Origin of the sequence: Janthinobacterium sp. 75 (genome assembly GCF_004365495.1) — a bacterium.
Classification (GTDB): Bacteria; Pseudomonadota; Gammaproteobacteria; order Burkholderiales; family Burkholderiaceae_D; genus Janthinobacterium.
Map to the genome: position 1 here is coordinate 333,696 of NZ_SORD01000002.1, position 16,942 is coordinate 350,637.

At 62.0% G+C, this 16,942-nt stretch carries 14 protein-coding genes; 5 read left to right on the plus strand and 9 right to left on the minus strand.

The features are described 5' to 3' along the window. The first annotated feature begins 164 nt into the window (after positions 1-164). The 3 genes from C8C89_RS25905 to gluQRS all read left to right on the plus strand — a co-directional run bounded on the left by C8C89_RS25905 (position 165) and on the right by gluQRS (position 2,504). Positions 165-977 (plus strand): outer envelope protein, encoded by an 813-nt coding sequence (locus C8C89_RS25905; RefSeq protein ID WP_133994187.1) that lies wholly within the window; start codon positions 165-167, stop codon positions 975-977. A 78-nt stretch (positions 978-1,055) separates the two neighbouring features. Further along, complete coding sequence (locus tag C8C89_RS25910; RefSeq protein WP_180338584.1) at positions 1,056-1,490, plus strand: hypothetical protein; 435 nt, start codon at positions 1,056-1,058, stop codon at positions 1,488-1,490. Positions 1,491-1,583: 93 nt separating this feature from the next. Then, the gene (gluQRS, locus tag C8C89_RS25915) at positions 1,584-2,504 is read left to right on the plus strand and encodes a tRNA glutamyl-Q(34) synthetase GluQRS (RefSeq protein ID WP_133993955.1); all 921 of its coding nucleotides are present in this window, start codon (positions 1,584-1,586) and stop codon (positions 2,502-2,504) included. Between the two features lie 76 nt (positions 2,505-2,580). Here gluQRS and C8C89_RS25920 read toward each other — a convergent pair whose 3' ends face one another. Then, positions 2,581-4,812 carry a TonB-dependent receptor gene (locus C8C89_RS25920; protein ID WP_133993957.1) on the minus strand — a complete coding sequence of 744 codons (2,232 nt, stop codon included), beginning with the start codon at positions 4,810-4,812 and terminating at the stop codon, positions 2,581-2,583. A gap of 520 nt (positions 4,813-5,332) precedes the next feature. On the opposite strand from C8C89_RS25920, the gene C8C89_RS25925 reads away from it, so the two are divergent. Next, the gene (locus C8C89_RS25925) at positions 5,333-8,008 is read left to right on the plus strand and encodes a PAS domain-containing protein (RefSeq protein ID WP_166674917.1); all 2,676 of its coding nucleotides are present in this window, start codon (positions 5,333-5,335) and stop codon (positions 8,006-8,008) included. After that, complete coding sequence (bla, locus tag C8C89_RS25930) at positions 8,001-8,894, plus strand: class A beta-lactamase (protein WP_133993961.1); 894 nt, start codon at positions 8,001-8,003, stop codon at positions 8,892-8,894. Before C8C89_RS25925 ends, bla begins: the two co-directional genes overlap by 8 nt. Positions 8,895-9,011: 117 nt before the next feature. Here bla and C8C89_RS25935 read toward each other — a convergent pair whose 3' ends face one another. From C8C89_RS25935 to C8C89_RS25970, 8 genes are all read right to left on the minus strand, one after another. Continuing rightward, the gene (locus C8C89_RS25935; protein ID WP_101484117.1) at positions 9,012-9,452 is read right to left on the minus strand and encodes a DUF695 domain-containing protein; all 441 of its coding nucleotides are present in this window, start codon (positions 9,450-9,452) and stop codon (positions 9,012-9,014) included. A gap of 44 nt (positions 9,453-9,496) precedes the next feature. Further along, positions 9,497-10,171 (minus strand): hypothetical protein, encoded by a 675-nt coding sequence (locus tag C8C89_RS25940; protein WP_133993963.1) that lies wholly within the window; start codon positions 10,169-10,171, stop codon positions 9,497-9,499. A gap of 161 nt (positions 10,172-10,332) precedes the next feature. Beyond that, entirely contained in the window at positions 10,333-10,683 is a 351-nt protein-coding gene (locus C8C89_RS25945) for a hypothetical protein (RefSeq protein ID WP_133993965.1), read from the minus strand. A 113-nt stretch (positions 10,684-10,796) separates the two neighbouring features. Next, on the minus strand, positions 10,797-11,792 hold the full coding sequence (locus C8C89_RS25950) for a PHB depolymerase family esterase (RefSeq protein ID WP_101484114.1): 996 nt from the start codon (positions 11,790-11,792) through the stop codon (positions 10,797-10,799). A 123-nt stretch (positions 11,793-11,915) separates the two neighbouring features. Then, positions 11,916-14,135, minus strand: a complete 2,220-nt coding sequence (locus tag C8C89_RS25955; RefSeq protein ID WP_208327818.1) for a TonB-dependent receptor — start codon at positions 14,133-14,135, stop codon at positions 11,916-11,918. Between the two features lie 147 nt (positions 14,136-14,282). After that, positions 14,283-15,089, minus strand: coding sequence for an alpha/beta hydrolase (locus tag C8C89_RS25960; protein WP_101484112.1), 807 nt, complete (start codon positions 15,087-15,089; stop codon positions 14,283-14,285). Positions 15,090-15,205: 116 nt separating this feature from the next. Further along, positions 15,206-15,844, minus strand: a complete 639-nt coding sequence (locus tag C8C89_RS25965) for a TetR/AcrR family transcriptional regulator (protein ID WP_208327819.1) — start codon at positions 15,842-15,844, stop codon at positions 15,206-15,208. A 108-nt stretch (positions 15,845-15,952) separates the two neighbouring features. Further along, on the minus strand, positions 15,953-16,909 hold the full coding sequence (locus C8C89_RS25970; protein WP_133993967.1) for a bifunctional helix-turn-helix transcriptional regulator/GNAT family N-acetyltransferase: 957 nt from the start codon (positions 16,907-16,909) through the stop codon (positions 15,953-15,955). Between the last annotated feature and the right edge of the window lie 33 nt (positions 16,910-16,942).

Consider the following 16,942-nt stretch of genomic DNA (forward strand, 5'->3'; position numbering starts at 1 on the left):
CTCGCATCATGGATTGAACGGTGCGCAATATGTTCCATCGCAGCGCTTCATGCGGGCTACGCCCCCTGCCATCCCGAATATCCGTTTTTCAACACCGCCATCAGGAGCCGAAAGTGCCAAAAACCATACCGTGTCTGTTGCTCTGCCTCACTACTACCCTCGGCGTGGGCGCGACCGCCCAGGCTGCCGAATGGAGCGATACCGCGCTGAGCTGGCGCGCAGGCAATGATTACCGCGAGCCGTTCAATCCGGACGACATCAAGAAAAACATCTTTGCGATCACGCATGCCAGCGGCTACAAATACGGCAGCAACTTCGTCAACCTGGATTTCCTGCTGTCCGACAGCAAGGACCCTGGCGCACTGGGCAAGACTTCCGGCGCGCAAGAGGCGTACCTGGTGTACCGCAACACCATCGACATCGGCAAGGTGCGCGGCAGCGACATCAAGTTCGGCCCCGTGCGCGGCGTCGGCGTCACCCTGGGCTTTGACGTCAACACGAAAAATGACGTCGGCTACAACTCGCGCAAGCGCATGCTGGTGGCCGGCCCCACGCTGATGTGGGACGTGCCCGGCTTCTTCAATACCAGCCTGCTGTTGCTGCGTGAAAGCAATGCCCCCAGCGGCGCCTTCCCGCCCATCTCGCAAGTGACGGGACGCTACACGTATAAAACGCACGCCATGCTGGCGGGCGCCTGGGCCATTCCCCTGTCGCCGCTGTTCTCGTTCGAAGGTTTCTTTAACCTCATCGATTCCAAAGGCAAGGATGAAGTGGGACGCGACACGGCGGTGGAAACGAATATCGACATGCAAGTGATGTACGACGTGGGCGCGGCCCTGGGCAGCGCCAAGAACACCTTCCGCGTGGGCCTGGAATACCAGTACTGGAAGAACAAGTTCGGCAACTCGCCCGCCACCACGGGCAATGTGGGCCAGACGGCGAAGACGCCGATGATACGCGCGGAGTACCATTTCTAAGAATCATTGTCACGCATCAACACCCACGCTCGTGCCTGATGCCAGCATGGAGCTTTCCAGTAGGCGGAGAGCGCGACCGTGGAACAACTATTGCCATATTACGAGCGCGAGCTGGGTTTGTTTCGCCAGTACACGCGCGAGTTTGCCAGCGCGTATGACCTGATGCTGGCAACGCTGGCCATTTCGCGCCGGCACTTTTCGCCCATCATCAATGCGCCGCCCGGCCTGCGCCTGTATGCTGGCGCCAGCGCCTTGCTCAGCATTCAATTCACCAGCAGCAGCGCTCAGTACCATCTGGGTCAACCGGGTTTTTCCAGCCTGCGCCTGTTTGCCAATGGCGTACCGTCCGTGCGCGCGGCCCTGCCCGACGCCCTGCTACTGCACGGCGCAGGCGCCTACGTCGCGCTGAATAAACACACCATCGATGGCACCTTGCGGCCGCACGAAACGCTTGTGTTCGCTATTGCTACAGTCGGCCAGCGATTTCTGGCCACATATGAAACAGGGCCGTAATTTGACTTGAAAATCACTCTGAACGATACTTGGATGCGTCATCGCTCATAGCCACACCAGCACGTATCACTACTGTCAACAACCTTCATCCGTATGCCCCTGTCCACCGCACCCTACATCGGCCGCTTCGCCCCCTCCCCCTCCGGTCCCCTGCACATGGGCTCGCTCGTTGCCGCCATGGCCAGCTATCTCGATGCCAAGGTGCATCGCGGCACGTGGCTATTGCGCATCGAGGACCTGGACTATGACCGCAATGTCGAGGGTGCCGATATGGCGATCCTGGCCACCCTGCAACGCTGCGGCATGACGTGGGATGGCGAGGCGACGTGGCAGAGCCGCAGGCTGCCGCTGTACGAGGCGGCGCTCAAGCAGTTGCAGGATGATGGCCTCGTGTATGCGTGCGGCTGTTCGCGCAAGGAGATCCACGATTTAGTGGTGCAGGCGGGCACGCCCAAGGGCGGGGCCGCCGTGTATCCGGGCACTTGCCGCCACGGCTTGGCGCCGGGCAAGGCGGCGCGAGCCCTGCGGCTGCGCGTGCCAGAGGGCACGCAAGCCGTGTATGGCTTTACCGACCGCTGGCATGGTCCGCAGCAGCAGGACCTGGCTGACGAAGTGGGCGACTTCATCGTGCTGCGCGGCGATGGTTACTGGGCGTATCAGCTGGCCGTTGTGGTCGATGATGGCGCACAGGGCATCACGCAGGTGGTGCGCGGGGCGGATTTGCTCGATTCCACGCCGCGCCAGCTGTATCTGCAGGATGTGCTGGGCTTGCCGCATCCGGGCTTTCTGCACGTGCCTGTCGTCAACAATGACAGCGGCGAGAAACTGTCGAAGCAGACAGGCGCCCTCGCCTTCGACACGGGCACGCATGCCGCCGAACTGCTGGCATCGGCACTGCTGCCGGCTGCCCGCTTCCTCGGTCTCGACGTGCGCGCCGAGAGCCTGGAAGACTTCTGGCGGCAAGCCGTTCCCGCCTGGGCGCAGCGGCTGGCGCAGCTTCCCGAGCGGGCATAAAAAAACCCGCCGCGGCGCAAACCGGGCGGGTTGAAGCAGGCGCTGGCCGCAAGGGCCGGCGCCTGGTATCGGGCAATTAGAAGTTGCCCTTGAATTGCACACCAAATTGACGTGGCTCATTGATGAAGCCCGTGCGGTTGTTGAAGTCGATGGCGCCGGTGATACGCTGGGTATCGGTGATGTTGCGGCCAAAAGCGGCCACTTCATACTTGCCCGCATCCCAGGTGTAGCCTACGCGCAAGCCACCTTCGACCATCGGCTTGCCGGTGAACTCGGTTGCTTCATACAGGAAGAAATTGATCTTGCTGCGATAAGCCCAGTCCGTGAAGACGAAGAATTCGCCGTTTTCCATCGGGATCGAATAGCGGCCCGTGGCGGTGATCGTCCACTTCGGCGCTTGCGGCAATGGATTGCCGTCGATGATGGCGCGGTTGCCCGTGGTCAGCGGATCGGTCACGGTGCAACGCGTTTGGGCGCAGGTGGCGATCGACAGGCTAGGATCCTTGATTTCCGTGAAGTTGTAGCTGCCGCCCAGGGACATCTTCAGGCTAGGCGTGACAAAACCTTCCAGTTCCAGTTCCGCGCCACGGCCATTCGTCTTGGCTGCATTGATCAAACGCGTGACGTTCGAGGTGCCGCCCACCACCGTCAATTGCTGGTTCTTCACCTGGTAGTTGTACAGGCTGAAAGCGACGCGGGCGCGGCGCTCGAACAGGTCAGCCTTGATACCCGCTTCGAACGAGGTGATCGTTTCCGCATCGGCCACGGTGACAGGCACGCTGGTGCTGGCTGGGGCGATACTTGGTGCACGGAAACCGGTGGCGATACGGCCGTAGAAATTCACGTCCTTGTTGTACTTGTAGGTACCGCTCAGGTCCCAGTTGACCTTGGCTTTGCTGACATCGGCGCTGGTCGGGTTGACCTGCACGATGTTGGTCGCTTCCACCGTGTTGAAATCCTTCTTGTCCTTGGTGTAGCGCAAACCGGCGCGCAGCATGAAGTCATCGTTGACGGCGTAGTTGACGGAACCAAACGTTGCCCAGGCCGAGTTCTTCTGGCGGCTGGCCAGGTGCGTGGTCAGCACATGCGTGTCGGTATTGAAGTTGTCGGTGAAACCGTTGGCATCTTCATTGAAGTAATACACGCCAGCCTGCCAGTTGAGCGGACCGGCATTCTTCGATTCGGCGCGGAATTCTTGCGAGTATTGTTTCACGCTGGTGATGCCGCCGGCCGTTTCAACCTGGAAAGGAATGAAGCCGGGGCCCGTCGGCGTGCCGCCATCGATGTCGCCATGCGATACGTAATTGCCGACCTGTTCAAAGCCGGTGATCGAATACAGCTTGACGCCGTCCAGGTCCCAGCTCAGGCGGGCGCTGGCGCCATTGGTGCGCAGGCGCTGGAAGTTCGGTGCATTCGTAAACGACTTGTTCGGGTCGAAACCATCGACGATGTCGTTCGTGCCTTGCTTGATCATGTTGGCGTAGAAGATGCGCGCGCTGCCAGTCGTATTGCGCTGGTGCACATTGAACAGGGCATTGAACATGGTGTTCGGTGCGTACAGCAGTTGCACGCGTTCAGCGTGTTCGTTGTAGCCGTCCAGAGCGTTTTTCTGGCCCGTAAAGGTATTGTCGACGTAGTCGTCGCGGTGCTGGCGCAGGGTCGAAAAGCGCAGCGCCCATTCTTTGCTCAGCGGCACGTTGACGGCGCCATCGAAATTGCTGGTGTTGTGCGTGGCGGTGGAAACGTTGTAATAGCCTTCAACCTTGTCCAGGTTCGGCTTGACGGATTCGAACTTGACCACGCCGGCAGGGGTATTGCGGCCGAACAAGGTGCCTTGCGGGCCGCGCAGCACTTCCACGCCAGCCACGTCGAAAATCGGATAACCCTTGAGGATAGGATTTTCCTGCACGACATCGTCGTAAATCAGGGAAACAGGTTGCGATGCAAAGATGTTGAAGTCGGTATTGCCGTAGCCGCGGATGTAAAAGCGGGGGAAGGTGCGGCCATTCGACGATTCCACGTTCAGGCTAGGCACTTTGCCAGCCAGCACGCGAATGTCTTGTCCGCCGGACACCAGCACGTCGAGCTTTTCGTCGCGCAACAGCGACACGGAGACGGGCACATCGCGGATATTTTCCTTGCGGCGCTGCGCCGTCACGGTCACGGTTTCCAGCTGGCTGGCGGCAGGGGTCGTATCAGCAGCGACTTCATCTGCATACGCCGAGCCGATAGGCAAGGCAGCGGACAGTGCCAGCATGGCGGCGCTTTTGGCGCACAAACGCTGGTGCATCTTGGACATCTTGATCATGTTGTTTCCCAGAAGTTTAAAAAAGAATTGCGAAATCTGTCTTCCAACTTGTCTCCGGCTTATGTACGGCGCTGGATGATCGTATGCACCATCACGGTGCAGCAGCGCGAGCGGATGTTTCTCCGCACCTGGCGTCACTGGCTCTGCCCTGGCTGTCGTCCAAGCTGACAGCGGTCTGGCCGCATCTCTGGGATGTCTGATGAACACCAACTTTTGAGTAAGGCGCCAATTTAATTCAAGCGCCTTATGCGCTGCAAGAATATTGTTATGTAAAATATTCATTCATCAACATAATGGCCCGACTAGTGGTTATTCAGCCACAATAGCGCCCTTGCCTTGCTGTTTCACCCGAAGATTTTCCGCAGGACGCGATTTTTTCTCGTGGCCTGCAGAAAGCAGAATGGGCATCCTGCAAGACAGCCCAGAGCGTAAAAATAGTTGTAATATCGCCAGAATTGAGCTGCCATGCCGCCCCATCCCAGTGCGGCGGCGGTACCCCGCACCATCGTCGATCGCCTCCATGCCAGAACCGAGCCAGCCCAGCAACGCCGTCCCGTCCTCCGTCGCCGCCGCCCAGGCCGCACATTTACTGCTGGGCGCCCATTGCGACATCGTCTGGAGCACGAAAACCTTCGGCCAGTTCGATGCCGACCAGCCTTCCTGGCGCGCCTTCACGGGCCAGACCGAGGCCGAACTGTTGGGCCGCGGCTGGCTCAATGCCCTGCATCCGGATGACCGCAACTTGCCTTACGTCATGCCATCGCACCTGACCAGCGTGTTCGAAGCGGAATACCGGCTGCGCCACGTCAGCGGCACTTACCGCAATATGGTCGTGCGCATGCTGCCTGTGCTGGCGCCCGACGGCAGCATCGTTGAATGGCTGGGTTCGCATTGCGACGTGACGCAGCAAAGACAGACGGAGCAGCAGTTGCGCCTGGCCATGAAGGGCGGCCGCATGGGCACGTGGGAGATCGACCTGGGTAGCGGCAGCATGGCCTGCTCCGATGCGTTCAAGGCCAATCTGGGCCTGCCGCCTGCCAGCCACATGGACTACGCGCAACTGACAAGCGCCATGCTCGACGGCGACCTGCAGCACTGGCAAACGGTGATGCATGCAGCCATCGCCAGCGCCAGCGATTTCGACATCGACATCCGCGTGCGCTGGCCCGATGGCGCGCTGCACTGGGCGCACATGCGCGGCACCTGCACCAGCGACGGCGCTGGCAACGTGATCACCCTGTCCGGCATTTCGCTCGACTTGACGGCCAGCAAGCAAAACGAGGAAACCCTGCGCCTGACTCTGGAGGCCGGTGAAGTGGCCACCTGGAACTGGAACATCGTGGCCGACCGGGTCACGGCCGACAGCAATATGGCGCGCTTGTTCTCCGTCAATGCCGAAGCGGCCACGGCAGCGCCGCTGGCGCGCTACCTGGGCATCATCCATCCCGATGACCGCGAGCAAGTCAGCGCGCAGATAAGCCAGGCAGTGCATGCGCACACGCCGTTCGAGGCCAGCTACCGCATCGGTACCGGCGATGGCCAGTACCGCTCGGTCATCGCGCGGGGCCGCGCGGAATACGCACCCGATGGCACGCCCTTGCAATTTCCAGGCGTCCTGCTCGACATCACGCGCCAGAAACAGGTGGAAGATGCGCTGCGCCGCAGCGAGGAACGCTACCGCACCCTGATCGAGCTGATGGACCAGGCCTTTTGCGTCATTGAAATGCTGTACGACGAGCAAGGCCACCCCATCGATTTTCGCTACCTGGAAGGCAACGCCGCCTTCGTCAAGCAGTCTGGCCTGGACAATGCCATCGGCAAGACCATCCGCAGCTTCGTGCCCGACCACGACCAGCACTGGTTCGACCTGTACGACCAGGTCGTCAAAACCGGCGAGCCCGTGCGCTATGAAAACGAAGCCGTGGCCATGGAGCGCTGGTTCGAAGTCTTCGCCGCGCGCCTGGGCGGCCCCGGCAGCCGCCTGCTGACGATACTGTTCAGCGACATCAGCGAGCGCAAGCGCTCGGAGCAGCAATTGCGCCAGTTGGCGGACAATCTGTCCGAGATGGACCGGCGCAAGACGGAATTCCTGGCCACCCTGGCGCACGAATTGCGCAACCCGCTGGCGCCCATCCGCAACGGCTTGCAAATCATGCGCCTGGCGGCCGACAAACCCGCCACGGTGGCAAGAGTGCGCGACGTGATGGAGCGGCAAGTCAATCAGATGGTGCACCTGGTCAATGATTTGCTGGACGTGGCCCGCATCACGCGGGGCCAGATCGAACTCAAGCTGGAACGTGCAGACTTGAAAACCATCATCGCCAGCGCCGTGGAAACAAGCATGCCGCTGATCGAAGCGGGCCACCACCAGTTGCAGGTGCAACTCGACGAGCAAGCGCTGCCGCTCGAGGCCGACCCCACGCGGCTGGCGCAAGTGCTGGGCAATTTGCTCAACAATGCCGCCAAGTACACGCCCGCCGGCGGCCATATCAGCTTGCGCGCGGTACGCGATGGCAGCGAGGCCTTGATCGAGGTCAAGGATAGCGGCGTAGGCATCCCCGCCGAGTCGATCACGACTGTGTTTGACATGTTTACCCAGGTGTCGCAAAACATGGGCAGGGCTCAGGGCGGCCTGGGCATCGGCCTGTCGCTGGTGCGGCGCCTGGCAGAGCTGCATGGCGGCAGTGCCACGGCGGCCAGTGCCGGCGCGGGCCTGGGCAGTACTTTCATCGTGCGCCTGCCCCTGCTGGAGGAGGAAGCGGCAGCGCCCGCCGCACCGGCCGCCCCCGCCAGCGCCGCCCATGGCCCCCAATTCCGCGTGCTGGTGGTCGACGACAATGTGGATGCGGCCGATACCCTCGCCGCCGTGCTCGACATGATGGGCCATGCCACGCAAGTGGCCCACGACGGCGCGCAAGCCCTGGCCGCGGCGCCGCAATTTTTGCCAGACGTTATCTTCCTCGACATCGGTCTGCCCGGCATGAACGGCTACGAAGTGGCGCGCGCGCTGCGCAGGATACCGGCCGGCGCCAACGTCGTGCTCGTCGCATTGACGGGCTGGGGCGCCGAAGACGACCGCAGCCAATCGAGCGCGGCCGGCTTCGACTATCATCTGACCAAGCCGGCCAACCTGCTCGCCATCGGCGAACTGCTGGCCACCCTTTCCACACCAAAGACAGCGACAGACCATGACTGAATCCCCAAACCAACTCCGCCGCCACCTCCTGCTGGCCAGCGGTGCCGCCCTGCTGTGCCCGACATCGCTGCTGTTTGCCGCGCCCGCCACCAGCCTCGCCGCCGCCCACACGCAACTGGCCGCGCTGGAACAGGCCGCAGGCGGACGCCTCGGCGTTGCCGCCTGGCGCCAGGGAAGCGAACTGCGCATTGCCTATCGCGCCGACGAACGCTTTCCTCTGGCCAGCACCTTCAAGGCGATGCTGGCGGCCGCCGTGCTTGCCCGCAGCGTCAGCCAGCCGGGTTTGCTGGATCAGCACGTGCGTTACGAGAAAAAAGAACTGGTCACGTATTCGCCCATCACGGAAAAGCATCTGGCCGACGGCATGACCGTGGCGGACCTGTGCGCCGCCACCTTGCAGTACAGCGACAATAGCGCAGCCAATTTCTTGATGACATTATTAGGCGGGCCGCAAGCCGTGACGGCGTTTGCGCGCAGCATCGGCAATACGGTGTTCCAGCTGGAGCGCTGGGAAACGGAACTCAATAGTGCCATCCCCGGCGAAGTGCGCGACACGGCCAGTCCCGCGTCGATGGCGCACAGCTTGCAGCAATTATTACTGGGAAATAGCTTGCCGGCGCCGCAGCGCCAGCAGCTCGACGCCTGGATGCGCGGCAACACGACAGGCGACAAGCGCATCCGCGCCGGCGTACCGGCTGGCTGGCAGGTGGCCGATAAAACGGGCTCGGGAGCGTATGGCAGCGTCAACGATATCGGCGTCGCCTACCCGGCCAGCGGCGCACCGCTGGTCATCGCCGTGTACTACACGCGCGAACAGAAAAAAGCGGACACGAATCAGGACATCATCACGGCCGCCACGCGCATCGTGGCGGCCGCGCTGGTCTGATTAGATCCAACCCTGATAAAACCGTTGCGAGCGGAAGGGAGCTGTCGCCGAGAGCGGAGCTGTGCTGTAGCACAGTGAGCATCGCAGGCGGCAGATCACGACGCGCAGCAGGTTTGATCAGGTCGTTGGGGGCAAGGCGGCCATGAAACCCGCATACGTGGACCAGGCGGGGTCGGCCGCGCTGCGGATTTCAATCGGGAATTTCGGGCGCGACGCCAACGCCGTATTCAGGCGATTGAAAAACTCTTCGCCCGATTGCGTGTAATAAATCCATTCGCGCAAGTTTTCACCCGTCGATACCAGCGCCAGGGTGGCGAAGCCGCCCTCTTCCACCACGGGCGCCAGCGCCGCTTCCAGCTCTTCCATGTGCTCGCGCTCGTTCGGCGCGGGCATGCCCGTTTCGTCTTCATAACGCCAGGCGATGATGATGCGGTCCGGCTGCGACGACAGGTCCCAGTCGTCATGGAAGGCGTCGACATAACGGTAGATGATGGCCATCTCGTCGCTATGCGTGACGATGGTGCCCCAGCTGCGGGCGGAAGTGGAATTCTGGTTCATGGTTGCAACAGTCAAAAAGAAGAATCGAGCAAAGGGCGAGCAGTCTACAGCACTGGCGGGCAAGTCACATTCCACGCGTCATACTGGGCACCGCTCTTGCGCAGCCAGACGCGGGCGTAGCTGTCGCGGTCACTCTTGAACACCAGCGCATAGCGCTCTTCGGCACGCGGTGCGGCGGCGCCTACGTCGACGGCCGCCAGCGTAAACTTCAGCGCCCGCAAGGGGGCGCAGGCCGTGTTACCCGCCATCAATAATCGCGCCCGCTCCAGCAGCGGCTTTTGATACAGCAACACGCCTTCCAGTTCTACATCGGGGATGCGCTGCAGCATGCGCACGGGCTCGGCCACCGCGCGGCAAGTGCCACGGTCGAGCCAGGCGTAATACTCCATGCCCGCCTCCTGCCAGCGCGCCTGCTTGCCCTCGCCATGCAGCACGAACTTGGTGCGCTGCGTACGGCACAGAGCGCCATGACCGCGATACGGCGGCGTTTCCGCGCTGCCCACCACTTCGCGACCACGGCCACCCACCACGGGCACGCTCTCAAACACGGTGCGCGTGGCAGGCTCGCCCGGATATTGCTGCGCATAAAATTCCAGCAAGGACGCGCGCTGCTGCGCATCCACCGCCACCACCTCGGCGGCATTGGCAGAGATGCACACGGTCGACACTACACACAGCGCCAAGTGGCGCACGAAATATCCTGGCATGTATCCTGGCATGGCATTCCTTCAATCGGAGTTCAGGGGCGGGTATCGCCCAAGCGCAGATTATATAGTTAGCAGCTAATACAGGGAGCCGCGGCTGTCAGGACGTGCACCCACTGGCGAAACTGGCTTGAACTTTAGTCCGACCTTGTCTTGCTCTCCACTACTTCCGTCAACTATTGCCGTTTGGCCAGCAAGGCGGGATCAAACGCCGTCCACGCCTCCAGTCGCAGCGCATACGCGGGCGTCATCATCCAGCCGAATACCTCCGTTTTGTCTTCCTCGGGGCCGCAGGCTGCGTGCAGGCTGACGAGGCCCGGATGCGGGTGGCCCAGGTTCTGGAATCCCTTGCCATAGGCCGTGCCGGGCGGGCTCAGGGCCAGCCAGGCGGGTTCGCGGGAATAGAAATCGTTGAACAGGCGGTATTCGATGACGTGGTAACACTCGTGGTGTACGCGCAAGTCCATGCGCGCGAAGACGCCGGCCGGGTAGCGCTCCATCGCCGGCAAGACGATGCTGAGCAACAATTGCAGTCCGGCGCGGTCTTGCTACGAGCCGCTAGCATGGGATCTTTCACCGGCATCAAAAATGGGGCGCAATCACTGCACCCCATTTTACTAGCGGCAAATTCCTCAAAGCGTCAGCGCTGGTAGTTCTTGAAGAAATTCCAGCTGATCACGGTGGCGTCCGGCCCCAGTTCATCGCTGAACGGCCAGCCGGGAGGGCCGCCGCTCCACGCATGGTTCATGCCCTCGACCGTGTACTTTTGCGCGATGACGGCGCCGTTGTGCAGGTAGGTGTCGATGGAATAGCTGCGGCCGTACGGCACTGTCTGGCGCACGATGCTGTCGGCACGGTAGCGCACGCTGTCATTGTCGAGGCCATCGTCGCCCACATCGCTGGTCTGCAGGAATTGCTCGATGGTTTGCTCGCCGTTGACGGGGTTGACGACGATGTCGGCCGTGCCGTGGAACACCATCGTCGGCATCAGCCGGCGCGGCGAACCGGAGCAGCGCCAGGCATCCTTGCCCCGCGCTTTCGGGTCGAAGGAACTGCCGTTGAACAGCGAATCGGCGGCCGTGAGCATGCCGATGGCGCCCTTGTACATGCCGCCCGAATGCACCATCACGGCGGCGAACACGTCCGAGTAGCAGGCGGCCATGATGGAGGCCATGGCGCCGCCCGCCGAGATGCCCGTCACATACACGCGGCTATCCTGCACCGCATACTTGCTCTTGACCTTGTTCAAGATACCCATCAGCACGGCCGGCTCGCCCGTACCCCGTTCCTGGTTCAGCGGCAGCATGAAATTCCAGCAACGCATGGGGTTGGCCGTGGCGTTCTGGCGCGGATAGACGACAATGAAATTTTCGCTGTCGGCCAGTTGGTTGTAGCGGCTGACGGCGGCCATGCTGTTCGGTTCGGAACCGCAGCCGTGCAGCATCAGCACGACGGGCAGCGGCGTGTTCGGATGGTAATTGGTCGGTAGCCAGACCTGGTATTCGCGCGAGCCCCACAGGCTCGCGTACAGGCCGAAGTCCCACTGGCCGGCAAAGGCCGGCAGCGCGGCCAGCAAGCCGCAGGCGGCGATGATTGCGGATAAGAAGTGACGCAGTTGCTGATGCAGATGTGCCATGCCAGTCTCCTGATTCATTAAGGACGAAAACAGCGACAATGAACCGGCTTGGACCTTGGCCAGACCGGCACTTCCGACAAGCGAAGCCGGACCCAATGGGTCCAGCCCCGGCGGTGAAGAACTTTAAAATTTGTAGCCTGCCTTGGCGATGATCTGGCGCGGCGGACCGTAGAAACCGTCGAGGATGAACACGGCGGGAATGTTGTAGCCATCCGTGCGGTAGCGTTTGTTGCCCAGGTTGCTGCCGTGCAGACTGAAGGTCCAGTTCTTCGGCGCTTCCCACACGACACCAGCCGTCCAGATGCTGTAGCCACCCTGCGCCAGGGTTTCGCTCAAGTCCGTAGTCGGATACACCTTGCTGCGGTAGCCATAACCGACCATGCTTCGCAGCGCGCCGCCGAAGACGTCGCGGTCCGTGCGCGTCAGATTCAAGCCCACTTGCCGGCGCGGCGTGTTGCTGAACTTTTGCGTATCCGCAATGTTCTTGCCGCCACTCATGAACTCGTCATAGCTGGCGTTCAGCAGGGCGAGAAAACCGTTCACTTCCCACTGGCGGTTCGGCCGCCACGAGAATTCGAACTCGGCGCCTTTCACCGTCGCCTTGCCCGCGTTCGTGAAGTCGCCATAGAAGCCCGGCACGCCGCCCGGCTGTACATAGCTGGTAAACACCGACAACTGGATATCCTTGTAGCGGTTGTAAAACAGGGCCACGTTGGCGTCAAACGTATCGTCCGGCGCCGCGTACTTCATGCCCACTTCCAGCGCGTCGAGTTTTTCATCCTTGTAAGGGCGCGCGGAATCGGGCACCACCAGGTTGTTGGCGCGCACGTTGTAGCCGCCCGATTTGAAACCGCGCGACAGGTTGCTGTAGAAATTCGTCGTCTTCGACGCTTCATAGCGCACGGAGATTTTCGGCGAGGTATTGCTGACCGACAAGGACTTGTCGAAGTCGGCCGCCGTCTGTATGGGCCGCGTAAAACCCACGTCGGCAAAAGCGCGGTTGAGCACGATGGCGCGCTTTTCCTCGCGCGTGTGGCGCAAGCCCGCATTGATGCTCCAGACCTTGCCCAGCGGCCAGGTCCAGTCCGTATACAGCGCCGTGCTGTCCGTCTCCACCGTGCTGACGGCGGCCGTGAACTGGCGCCCCAGGAAGTTGTTGTAGATGCCGCCGCCCGCCGTGCCCTCGAAGCGGTACAGGCCGATCACGCCGGCGCCGTAGTCGCCACTGTACGAGGCCTGCAATTCCAGGCTCTTCTGCTCGTCGCGCGAGTCGCCGAACACGTCAGCGATGGGCTGCGGCAAGCCGTCGAAGTCGATGGTTTGCTCGGATGTGCTGCGCCGCTTGGCACCGATCACTTTCACGGACCATTCGTTCGACAAGGTGTAGTTGGCCACCAGCGAGCCGCCCCGGTTGTGCGTGAAGTTGTGGCCCGGCATGCCGCTCTGGATATCGTAGGCGCTGGTGCTGGCGGGCCGCCTGAGCGGGTCGAAGGCGCTCACGCCCATGCGCTGGAAGCCGCGCACGCCCGATTTGTCGTCCGTGGCGTCCAGGCTCAGCACGACGGTGAGGGGTATGTCCTGCGGAAAGTAACCGACGGACAGGCGCGCTGCCGTACTGTCCTGGTCGCTGACCTGTTCGCCATTGAAGGTGTTGCGACCGAAGCCGTCGCGGTCCAGCTTGGCAGCGGCCAGGCGCGCGCGCCAGGTGCCGCTCTCGTTGGCCAGATTGAAGGCGGCCTTGAAGTTGCGCTGATTGTAATTGCCGAGGCCCACTTCCGCCGAGGCGCCGTTTTCCTTCGCCAGGGGGCGCGAAATATACTTGATGGCGCCACCGATGGTGTTCTTGCCGTACAAGGTACCTTGCGGGCCGCGCAGCACTTCGATGCGCTGCACGTCGAACACGTCGAGCAGCGCGCCTTGCGGACGGGCCATGTAGACGTCGTCAAAATAAATGCCCACGCCCGGGTCCACGCCCCAGACGGGGTCGGCCTGGCCCACGCCGCGAATAAAGGCCGTCAGGGTGGTATTCGTGCCGCGCGAAGCGTACACGGTCAGGTTCGGCACGCGCTCCTGCAAGTCGGCCAGGTTCTGGATATTCGCCCGTTCCAGGGCCTTGGCGGAAAACGCCGTGACGGCCAGCGGCACGTCCTGCAGCCGCTCTTCGCGGCGGCGGGCAGAGACCGTCACGGTTTCCATGCGTTCTTTCGCATCGCTGGCCTCGCTGGCGCTCTGGGCGCTGGCGGCGGCAGACGTGGCGGCCTCCTGCGCCAGGGCCTGTGTAGAAAAGCTGAAGGCACCGGCAACGGCGAGGGCGGCGGGCATTAATTTCAAAGCAAGTTTCATAGCGTCTCCAATGTCAGGCTTGCTTGCCACCAGGGAAGATGACCGGATTCCAGAATCGCAAGACGTAACGGTACCCGCGCGCGCAATGCGAGCACCTGCCCTGCGATGACTGTTTCCCGGCCCCTGCCCGTGCGGCGAGTGGCCTGTTTATTTTGAATGTGTGGCGAGGAAGGACTGCAACAAGGTATTCACACGCTGCGCCTGGTCCAGGGGCGTGGCGTGGCGCGAGTTCGCGATAATCTCGATCTCGCACTGCTGAAACTGTGCGGCAAAGGCCCGCTTGCTGGCGACGGGCGTGTAATCCTGGTCGGCCGCCATGATGAAGACGGGCATGGCCAGGGCCTGGAAATGCAGATCAATATCCCAGTGGAAAATGGCGTCCAGCGCGGCCAGGTAGGCGCGCTTGTCCATGCCCGCCATCTGCGTGGCGAAGCGCTCGACGAGGGCTTGCTGGGACGGATCAGGAAACAGTTTCTTGCCGATGATCTTGCCCATGGCTTTCAGGCCGAAGGTAGCGATCACCGTGCGGCGCAGCCAGTAGGCAAACAGCAGCGCCGCCGGCTTGCTGCCCTGGAACGGCTGGGAGTTGATCAGGCACAAGCTGGCCACCCTGTCGGGAGCGCGGTTGGCCATTTCCAGGCCCACCATGCCGCCCAGGGAAAAGCCGACGATGTGCGCGCGCGGCACGTCGAGCTGGTCCATCAAGTTGAAGAGGTCGTTGGCGAAGTCGCCGATCTGCCAGTCACCGTTTGGCGCAGGGCTGGCGCCATGGCCGCGCAGGTCGGGCACGATCAGGCGATAGCTGCTACCGAGTGCATCGATCTGCGGGCGCCAGTCTTCGGCGCAGGAACCGAGGCCGTGCAGCAGAAACACGGGATCGCCCTGCCCTGTCTCTGTGCCGAGATCGAGGTCGAGGTGATGCAATGTAACATCGGATGTCGTGTGACGCCGCATTCTGTCTCCTTGCTGTTGAACATGCTTTGTGTTCAGGTGCAGGAATATGTTTTCCTGCTGTTGGAAAACATAATACGGAATCCGAATTCCGATTTCAAGTTAATTCGATAAATATCTCAAGTCAGGTAATTTAAAGCAACACGCACGAGTTCATCTTCGAGTGCCGCGCCCGACAAAAAGGACAGCGAACCCGTCAAGGTATGCTGGTTCAAGATGCCCAGCAGCACGGGCGGCACCACCATCATCGCCTGGGTGGGGTTGGGGTGACGGATGCTGGCCGACTTGCTGGCCAGCACGGCGACCGTGCGCTGCGAGATCAGATGATTGATCTGATGCACCCTGTCGCGAAATTGCGCATCCTGCGACGCGCGCGTGATCAAGGCGCGCAACACGCCGCGCCGGCCCGTGTTGACAGCAACAAACATGGCCACCATGGCGCGGATAAACTCTTCCAGGCTGCGCGTTTCCCACTGGCGCAGCTCCGTCAGGGTCTCGACCTTTTCCACCATGTCGGAAAAAAAACGCTGCAGCAGCAAGCGGCTCAGGGTGTCCTTGTCGCCCAATAAACGGTAAAACGTGCCCACCGAGGTTTCCGCCAGCCTGGCCAGGTCGGCCACGCCAATTTCATCGAAACGGTTTTCCGCCAGCAACTGCTCGCCTACCAGCAGCAGGCGCTCGAATGCTTGTTTGCTGCGCGCCTGGGTGGGCTCGGGTGGAACGATCATCTGCGGGAAGGGCATCGGAAAGGAAGGCATGCGGCGTCGGCGTCTCTCGATAGTGGAACCGTGGTTCCGTTATTGGGTGCGCGTATTGTAACGCGTGAGACGGCCGATGGGGAGCGCCGCGTGGCGCCCCGGCGTGTGCTACCGGCCCTGCCACTCCATGTAGACGTCGGCGCGCTGGTAATGCGCGTCGCCGGCGGGCCGCGCCACGTGCTGAAAGCCGCTGCTTTCATACAGGCGGATGGCGGGCGCCAGCTTGCTGTTCGACTCCAGGAACAGCAGTTGCGCGCCGCTGGTTTCGAAAGCATCGATGGCCCGCTCGATCAGGCGGCGCGCGATGCCCAGGCCCTGGCATGCTGGCGTGACAGCCATCTTCGACAGCTCGATGCTGGCATCGCCAGCGCGGATCAGGGCGCAGGTGCCGACGATTTTTCCATCGAGGCGCGCGAGGAAGATCTGCCCGCCATCGTCAACTATCGAGCGCTGCGGATCGGACAGCACTTTGTCGTCGAGCGCCTCGACATAGAAATAGCGTTCCAGCCATTCGATATTCAAGCGCTTGAAATCCGCCGCGTAGGGCGCCGCGTAATCGATGATCTCCACGGCCGCCCGCTCGCGCTGGCGCCGGCAAGCGGCGATGGTTTCGCCAAAGCCTTGCGACTGCAAGCGCGCCTCCGCCCGATCCAGGCTGGCCATCAGATGCGGCGTGCCTTGCTCGAATACCACATCGACGGCGGCGCGCACATCGTCCCACAGGGGTGCCATATTGCGCAGCAAGGCTTGCCCGGCGTCGGACAGCGCCAGCAGGCGGCGCCGCTCATCCTTGGCGTCCGGCATTTCCGTCACCACACCGGCATCGAGCAGCTTGCGCCCCAGCTGCACCACCACCGGGTGCGTCTGGCCGATTTGCGCGGCTAGGGCCGTGATCGCCGTGGGGCCGTTGTCGCGCAGCAGCAATAACAAGGGGAAACAGCGCGAGCTCAGCTCGACGCCGGCCGCCAGATAGCTGGTATCGACACCCGCATACAGTTGATCGGAAAGACGGCGCAGTCGGCTGCCCAGCATCAGGGAGCCGTAGGTTTGCAGGTTGGAAGACATGTTTAGCAGGATATATGTAAGTAGTTACGTATA